Here is a 7,758-nt window from a genome sequence, read left to right as displayed (position 1 = left end):
GGCGGCGGTCTTCTCGCCGTTGGTGACCGCGTCCCAGAGCTCGGGGGTGTCCTTCTGCGGTGTCTGCACCGCGTCCGCGTTCACGGACCGCCGCGGCCGCCGCCTGCCTCGTGCTCGGACTGGGGCTCATCTCGGGAGCGGTCACCGGCAGCTGGCTCGTCGGGGGCTCCGGCGACGAGGGCTCACCCAGCACCTTCGCCGCGGCCCGGAACCTCTGGCACAGCGTCCCGGTCGACCAGCTGTTCCCGCCCACCGTGCAGGGCCGGGGCGCCGGCCCCGGCGGAGCGGACCGCACCTGGACCCGTATCGCCGTCGCCCCGGACAGCGGCTGCAAGGACGCCTTCGACCCGCTGCTGCGCAAGGCCCTCGCCCCCGTCGGCTGCGAGCGCCTCCTGCGCGCCACCTACACCGACGCCACCGAGAGCTACGTGACCACCGTCGGCCTGCTCTTCACCACGGCCGACGCCCCCGGCATGACCGCCCTCGCGAACCGTTTCCGCAAGGAACGCCTGGACCGCCGCAGCGACCTGATGCCCCTGCCGTACGCCGCGCAGGGCACGCCCGCCGCAGGCTTCGGCGCCCGGCAGCGTGCCTCCTGGACCGTCTCCGTGCTCACCGAGGCCCCGGTCGTCGTCTACGCCGTCTCCGGCTGGGCCGACGGCCGTACCGTCGACGACCCGCAGCCCGCAGGGGACGCCATGGAGGCCGACGCCACCACCGCCGCCGCCCAGGCCGGCCTCGGCAACGAGGCACAGGGCCTCGCCGACCGGGTCGAACGCGACCTCCGCAGAGACGTCCGCTCGGCCTCGGAGCAGCCGTCGTGACCGCCGCGCACGCCCCGGCCGGGAAACACCCGCGCAGGCCGTCCCGGAGGGCCGCCGCCCTCGGCGCCCTGCTCACCGTCGGTCTCGTCCTCCTCCCCGCCGCCACCGCCCACGCCGACGGCATCCGCGCCCAGCAGTGGGCCCTGGAGGCCATGCACACCGAAGAGGCCTGGCAGACCACGAAGGGCCGGGGCATCACCGTTGCCGTCCTGGACACCGGCGTCGAGGCCGACCACCCCGACCTGGCCGGCAACGTCCTGCCCGGCAAGGACCTGGTCCGCTTCGGCGCCGAGCCCGGCGACCGCGCCTGGGCCCGGCACGGCACCGCCATGGCCGGGATCATCGCCGGCCACGGACACGGCCCGGGCGGCGCCGACGGCGTCATCGGCATCGCCCCCGAGGCGAAGATCCTCCCCGTCCGCGTGATCCTGGAGGACGGCGACCCCTCCCGGGCCAAGGCCCGCAGCACCCGCGGCAACGCCCTCGCCGAGGGCATCCGCTGGGCCGCCGACCACGGCGCCGACGTCATCAACCTCTCCCTCGGCGACGACTCCGCCTCCGCGCACCCCGAACCCGCCGAGGACCAGGCCATCCAGTACGCCCTGGGCAAAGGCGTGGTCGTAGTCGCCTCCGCGGGCAACGGCGGCGAGAAGGGCGACCACATCTCCTACCCGGCGGCCTACCCGGGCGTCATCGCCGCCACCGCCGTCGACCGAGCGGGAACCCGCGCTCCGTTCTCCACCCGCCGCTGGTACGCCACCGTCAGCGCCCCGGGCGTCGACGTCGTCATCGCCGACCCCGACCACAAGTACTACGAGGGCTGGGGCACCAGCGCCGCCGCCGCCTTCGTCTCCGGCGCCGCCGCCCTGGTCAAGGCGGCCCACCCCGGCCTGGCCCCGGCCCAGATCAAGTCGCTCCTGGAGGACACCGCCCGCAACGCCCCCACCGGCGGCCGGGACGACTCCCGGGGCTACGGCTTCATCGACCCGGCGGCCGCCATCGAGGCGGCAGGCCGGCTCAGGCCCGAGGACCTGCAGTCCGCGTCCCACGGGGCGAAGTATTTCGGCAGCGGACCGGACGACGACGCCTCCGGCGACGGCACCGCCGCCTGGGCCGCACCCCTCGCGGGCGGAGCCGGCGGCGTCCTGCTGGTCGCGGCGGTCGTCCTGTGGCGCGGCAGCCGCGGGAGCCGCGAGGACTTCTGAACCGCTGCCGGGAGCGCACCGCCCGGCGGATAGGGTCGACGCGTGGCGAACAAGAACATCCCGGACTCCGGTTTCTCCGACGACGACGGCTCCGCCGACCCCCGGCTGAGCGCGGCACTCGCCGCCTGGGCCGAGGACCGGAGCGCGGTGGGTCCGGTCCTCGCCGCCCTCAAGGGCGCCCGGCTGCTCGTCCCCGTCGTGGCGGTCCTCGGCGAGGTCGAGGAGGACGAGAACGGGCTGCGCCGCGAGAAGACCAGCGACATGGCCGTCCCCACCCTCAAGGCCGGCAACCGCACCGCCCTGCCCGCCTTCACCTCCACGGACTCCCTCGCCCGCTGGGACCCGCAGGCCCGCCCCGTCGCCGTGCCGCTGCACCAGGCCCTGCAGGCCGCCGCGCACGAGAAGGCGGACACGATCGTGCTCGACATGGCCGGACCGGTGCCCTTCGAGCTGACCGGACCCGCCCTGCTGGCCCTCGCCGAGGGCCGTGCGAGCACCGATCCGCTCGCCGACCCGGCCGTCGTCGGGGCCGTACGGGACGCCGTCGCCGCCGAGCCCGCCGTGGTGCGCGCCCACCTCGGCCCCGGGCAGGCCGACGGCACCCTCGCCCTGGTCCTCGACCCGTCCGCGGTCCCGGCCGAAGCCGCCCGGGCGGTCGCCCAGCGGCTCGCGGCCGACGAAACACTGAGGGCCCGCCTGGTGCGCGGTCTCGACCTGGCACTGCTGCCGGCCGAGGCGGCGCCACCTGGCGAGCCCCTCTTCGTACGCTGAGGTCCCGGCTAGCCGTAGACCGGGCCGGTGTACTTCTCGCCCGGCCCCTGGCCCGGCTCGTCCGGGACGAGCGAGGCCTCGCGGAACGCCAGCTGCAGCGACTTCAGGCCGTCCCGCAGGGGAGCCGCGTGGAAGGAGCTGATCTCGGTCGCCGTCGCGTCCAGCAGACCGGCCAGGGCGTGCACCAGCTTGCGGGCCTCGTCCAGGTCCTTGTGCTTCTCGCCCTCCTCGGTCAGACCGAGCTTCACGGCGGCGGCGCTCATCAGGTTGACGGCGACCGTCACGATCACCTCGACCGCCGGGACCTCGGCGATGTCTCGGGCCATGGCGTCGAAGTCGGGGGACTCAGGAGGGGTCTCACTCATGCCCCACACGATAGGCGCAGCGGGCGGGCGAACCCCACGTGACCCCGGCTCGCCCCAATTGGCCGTTCCTGGCCGTTGCTGGTAACCTCATGTAACGACCGGTCGGACACGTGTGCCCCACAGCCCGCGAGCCCGGCCCACAAGTGGAGGCTTTCGAACTCCCACCCGATCTGCCCTCCGGGCGGCGGGTCACCGGTCAGGCGGTCCCGTCCCAGCGGCGGCGATCCGTCCGAAAGCGCGCCCCGCGGCTTCCCCGCGGCGGTGCTCCGGTAGTTCGAGGAGCCCCGCCTGGGATCGTCCGGGGCATTTTTGTTGCACCGGCGCGGTTAGGTCTATCGATAAAAGACGTTACGCGGCCGTCCGCCAGACCGTCGCGTGGTGCTACCGAGGAGGATCCATCAGCGCCGAGCCCCGCATCAACGACCGGATTCGCGTTCCAGAGGTGCGACTTGTCGGTCCCAGTGGCGAGCAGGTGGGCATCGTCCCCCTGGCCAAGGCACTGGAGCTTGCGCAGGAGTACGACCTGGACCTGGTCGAGGTGGCGGCTACCGCCCGTCCGCCTGTGTGCAAGCTCATGGACTACGGGAAGTTCAAGTACGAGTCGGCCATGAAGGCCCGTGAGGCGCGTAAGAACCAGGCGCACACGGTCATCAAGGAGATGAAGCTCCGGCCGAAGATCGACCCGCACGACTATGACACCAAGAAGGGTCACGTCGTCCGGTTCCTCAAGCAGGGCGACAAGGTCAAGATCACGATCATGTTCCGTGGTCGCGAGCAGTCCCGGCCCGAGCTGGGCTACCGGCTGCTGCAGCGTCTCGCGGAGGACGTGGCCGACCTCGGGTTCGTGGAGTCGAATCCGAAGCAGGACGGCCGCAACATGATCATGGTCCTCGGTCCGCACAAGAAGAAGACCGAGGCGATGGCCGAGGCTCGCCAGGCGCAGGAAGCCCGCAAGGCGGACGCGAAGGCCAACCCCGGCAAGTCGCAGAACGCCGCGGAGAACGAGGCGCCGGCTGAGGAGCCCGCCGAGGAACCCGCCGAGGCGTGACTCCCCGGGACGCCAGTCCCAGGAAGCAACCGATACAAGACGACGCTCCACCGTGCCCGGTTTCGCGACCGGGCACCGGAGCGCCACCGACGAGGAGAGAACGGCGCTATGCCGAAGAACAAGTCGCACAGCGGTGCCAGCAAGCGCTTCAAGATCACCGGCTCCGGCAAGGTGCTGCGCGAGCGCGCCGGCAAGCGCCACCTGCTCGAGCACAAGTCGTCCCGTGTGACGCGTCGCCTCACCGGCAACGCCGAGATGGCCCCGGGCGACGCCGCGAAGATCAAGAAGCTTCTCGGCAAGTGACGTCCGGGCGCGTGAGCGCCGGACGCACGTCAGACCGGGACCCAATCGATTTCGGGTCGTGTGAGCACCCCCACGGCCCCGCTACAAGGAGTTAACAAGTGGCACGCGTCAAGCGGGCAGTCAACGCCCACAAGAAGCGTCGGGCGATCCTCGAGCAGGCCTCCGGCTACCGCGGTCAGCGTTCGCGCCTGTACCGCAAGGCCAAGGAGCAGGTCACCCACTCGCTGGTCTACAACTACAACGATCGCAAGAAGCGCAAGGGCGACTTCCGTCAGCTGTGGATCCAGCGCATCAACGCCGCTGCCCGCGCCAACGGCATGACCTACAACCGCTTCATCCAGGGTCTGAAGGCCGCGAACGTCGAGGTCGACCGCAAGATCCTGGCCGAGCTGGCCGTCAACGACGCCGGTGCGTTCGCCGCCCTCGTCGAGGTCGCCCAGAAGGCGCTGCCGAGCGACGTGAACGCGCCGAAGGCTGCGTGACGCCGGCTCCGAGCCGATGTGACTGAAGGACCCGCAGGCCGGACGGTCTGCGGGTCCTGCTGTGCAGCTACCGAGAAAGCGAACCGGATGCCTTCCGCCACCCCCGAGCTCATCTCCCCCCGATCTCCCCGCGTCCTGGCCGCGCGGCGGCTGGCCAAGCGGAACTTCCGGGGGAAGGACCGGCTGTTCCTCGCGGAGGGACCGCAGGCCGTGCGGGAGGCCGCCGGGCACCGGGCCGGGGACGCGGCGACGCTTGTGGAGCTGTTCGCCACGCTGGAGGCCGCCGAACGCTACGCCGACATCGTCGGGGCGGCCCGGGACGCCGGAGCCCGCGTGCACCTCGCCGCCGAGCAGGTCATCGCCGACATCTCCACCACCGTCACCCCGCAGGGGCTCGTCGGTGTCTGCCGGTTCCTGGACACGCCCTTCGAGGAGGTCCTCGCGGCCCGGCCACGGCTCGTCGCCCTCCTCGCCAACGTCCGTGACCCCGGCAACGCCGGGACCGTGCTGCGCTGCGCCGACGCCGCCGGGGCCGAGGCCGTCGTCCTGACCGACGCCTCCGTCGACGTGTACAACCCCAAGGCCGTCCGCGCCTCCGTCGGTTCCCTGTTCCACCTGCCGGTCGCCGTCGGCGTACCCGTGGAGCAGGCCGTCGACGCGCTGCGGGACGCAGGTGTCCGGGTCCTGGCCGCCGACGGGGCGGGCGACCGCGACCTCGACGAGGAGCTCGACAAGGGCACCATGGGCGGGCCCACCGCCTGGGTCTTCGGCAACGAGGCGTGGGGCCTGCCGGAGGAGACCCGCGCCCTCACGGACGCCGTCGTGCGCGTCCCGATCCACGGGAAGGCCGAGAGCCTGAACCTCGCCACCGCCGCCGCCGTATGTCTCTATGCGTCGGCGCGTGCACAGCGCGCCTCCGGAGGGTGCCGCTCCGTCACCGGGAACTAGTAGGGTGACCAGCTCAGGGACCCCTCTGCGAGCCTTGGAGGTGGGGTACGGGGATGACCGTCGGCACGAGCAGCGCACCGGGAGCCCAGGACGCCGGGAGCCCGCCCGCCGCGTCCCGGCCAACCGGTGACCACGCCGGCCTCGGCATCGATCCCGACCAGCTGCCCGACGGGCTCGTCGTCGCCGACGAGCAGGGCCGTGTCATCTGCTTCAACGCGGCCGCCGAGCGCATCACCGCCGTCCGCGCCCGGGACGCCCTCGGGGAGCGCCTGGAGAAGGCCCTGCCGTTAGAGGACCTGGAGGGCCGGCGCTGGTGGCAGCTGACCGATCCGTACGGCGGCCTCGCCATCCGTGTCGGACAGCCCGAGCGCAACCTGCTCCTGCCCGGCGGCCGCGAGGTGCTGGTCTCCGCCCGCTACGTCCGCACCCGGCCCACCGGACCCGTCCGGCGCCTGGTCGTCACCCTGCGCGACACCGAGGCCCGCCGTCGCACCGAGCGCAGCCACGCCGAGCTGATCGCCACCGTCGCCCACGAACTGCGCTCCCCGCTCACCTCGGTCAAGGGCTTCACCGCCACGCTGCTCGCCAAGTGGGAACGCTTCACCGACGACCAGAAGCGCCTGATGCTGGAGACCGTCGACGCCGACGCCGACCGGGTAACCCGGCTCATCGCCGAGCTGCTCGACATCTCCCGGATCGACTCCGGCCGCCTGGAGGTGCGCCGCCAGCCCGTCGACATCGGCGCCGCCGTCGGACGGCACATCCAGGCCTACGTCGCCGCCGGACAGCCCGCCGACCGGTTCCTGCTGCGCGTCCAGCAGCCGCTGCCCGACCTGTGGGCCGACCCCGACAAGATCGACCAGGTGCTCAGCAACCTGCTGGAAAATGCCGTGCGGCACGGCGAGGGAACTGTCACGATCGACGTCACGGCCACGGCGTCCCCCCGCGAGGACGAGGACACCGGCACGTCGGTCACGGTGAGCGACGAGGGGCCCGGCATCCCGGAGGAGTCCATGAACCGCGTCTTCACCCGCTTCTGGCGGGGCAGCAAGCGCGGCGGGACGGGCCTCGGGCTCTACATCGTCAAGGGCATCGTCGAAGCCCACGGCGGCAGCATCACGGTCGGCCGCGCCCCCGGCGCCGGCGCCGAGTTCCGATTTACGTTGCCCGTGAGCGCTCCGGCCTATCTCGCCTGAGCCCCGCGGGCGCATTCGCGTACCTCCACCCCGTTAGACTCGGCCATTGGCACCTTTGTGTCCCTTCAGACAGCCGTCCGAGTCGGTGACGGGGACCCTTCAGCCAGCCAATCGGAAGCACGGGAAGAGATGTCGGCACCGAATAAGTCGTACGACCCGGTCGAGGTCGAGACGTTGAAACCGGAAGAGATCGAGCGCATGCGGGACGAGGCGCTCGCCGCCTTCGCCGCCGCGGACTCCCTCGACGCACTCCACGAGGCGAAGGTCGCCCAGACCGGCCCCGCCTCCCCGCTGGCCCTCGCCAACCGCGAGATCGGCGCCCTGCCCCCGCACGCCAAGGCCGAGGCCGGCAAGCGCGTCGGCCAGGCCCGCGGCGCCGTGAACAAGGCCCTCGCCGCCCGCCAGGTGGAACTCGAGGCCGAGCGGGACGCGCGCGTGCTCGTCGAGGAGGCGGTGGACGTCACGCTGCCGTACGACCGCGTACCGTCCGGCGCCCGGCACCCGCTCACCACCATGATGGAGCGGGTCGCGGACGTCTTCGTGGCCATGGGCTACGAGGTCGCCGAAGGACCGGAGGCCGAGGCGGAGTGGTTCAACTTCGACGCCCTGAACTTCC

Annotated in this window: 10 protein-coding genes; 9 read left to right on the top strand and 1 reads right to left on the bottom strand. The window is 72.5% G+C overall.

The window, feature by feature from the left end; genetic code table 11:
- Positions 1-59: 59 nt before the first annotated feature.
- The 3 genes from ABT116_RS36915 to ABT116_RS36905 are packed head-to-tail and all read left to right on the top strand — an operon-like array spanning position 60 to position 2,800.
- Positions 60-824 (top strand): hypothetical protein, encoded by a 765-nt coding sequence (locus ABT116_RS36915; protein ID WP_351643296.1) that lies wholly within the window; start codon positions 60-62, stop codon positions 822-824.
- The gene (mycP, locus tag ABT116_RS36910; protein ID WP_502984001.1) at positions 821-2,029 is read left to right on the top strand and encodes a type VII secretion-associated serine protease mycosin; all 1,209 of its coding nucleotides are present in this window, start codon (positions 821-823) and stop codon (positions 2,027-2,029) included. The genes ABT116_RS36915 and mycP overlap by 4 nt, the downstream gene beginning before the upstream one ends.
- 42 nt (positions 2,030-2,071) lie before the next feature.
- The gene (locus ABT116_RS36905; protein WP_351643292.1) at positions 2,072-2,800 is read left to right on the top strand and encodes an SseB family protein; all 729 of its coding nucleotides are present in this window, start codon (positions 2,072-2,074) and stop codon (positions 2,798-2,800) included.
- Positions 2,801-2,808: 8 nt separating this feature from the next.
- Here the strand turns inward: ABT116_RS36905 and ABT116_RS36900 are convergent, their stop codons facing one another.
- Positions 2,809-3,165: a DUF1844 domain-containing protein gene (locus tag ABT116_RS36900; protein WP_062925865.1), complete on the bottom strand. Its 357-nt coding sequence runs from the start codon at positions 3,163-3,165 to the stop codon at positions 2,809-2,811.
- Positions 3,166-3,562: 397 nt separating this feature from the next.
- Between ABT116_RS36900 and infC the strand changes: the two genes are divergently transcribed.
- From infC to ABT116_RS36870, 6 genes are all read left to right on the top strand, one after another.
- On the top strand, positions 3,563-4,213 hold the full coding sequence (infC, locus tag ABT116_RS36895; RefSeq protein ID WP_351643300.1) for a translation initiation factor IF-3: 651 nt from the start codon (positions 3,563-3,565) through the stop codon (positions 4,211-4,213).
- A gap of 108 nt (positions 4,214-4,321) precedes the next feature.
- The gene (rpmI, locus tag ABT116_RS36890) at positions 4,322-4,516 is read left to right on the top strand and encodes a 50S ribosomal protein L35 (protein ID WP_003977225.1); all 195 of its coding nucleotides are present in this window, start codon (positions 4,322-4,324) and stop codon (positions 4,514-4,516) included.
- Between the two features lie 98 nt (positions 4,517-4,614).
- Positions 4,615-4,998, top strand: coding sequence for a 50S ribosomal protein L20 (gene rplT, locus ABT116_RS36885; RefSeq protein WP_003989074.1), 384 nt, complete (start codon positions 4,615-4,617; stop codon positions 4,996-4,998).
- Between the two features lie 87 nt (positions 4,999-5,085).
- Positions 5,086-5,946 (top strand): TrmH family RNA methyltransferase, encoded by an 861-nt coding sequence (locus ABT116_RS36880; protein WP_351643284.1) that lies wholly within the window; start codon positions 5,086-5,088, stop codon positions 5,944-5,946.
- Positions 5,947-5,999: 53 nt separating this feature from the next.
- Positions 6,000-7,142 carry a sensor histidine kinase gene (locus ABT116_RS36875; protein WP_351643280.1) on the top strand — a complete coding sequence of 381 codons (1,143 nt, stop codon included), beginning with the start codon at positions 6,000-6,002 and terminating at the stop codon, positions 7,140-7,142.
- A gap of 129 nt (positions 7,143-7,271) precedes the next feature.
- Positions 7,272-7,758, top strand: a 487-nt coding sequence (locus ABT116_RS36870; RefSeq protein ID WP_502984000.1) for a tRNA ligase subunit PheS family protein, incomplete at its 3' end; no start/stop codon positions are given.

The organism is Streptomyces sp. NPDC002130 (assembly GCF_040296465.1).
Taxonomy (GTDB): Bacteria; Actinomycetota; Actinomycetes; order Streptomycetales; family Streptomycetaceae; genus Streptomyces.
Note: the sequence above shows the minus strand (reverse complement) of the source record. Positions and strands in the feature narration are given on the sequence as shown.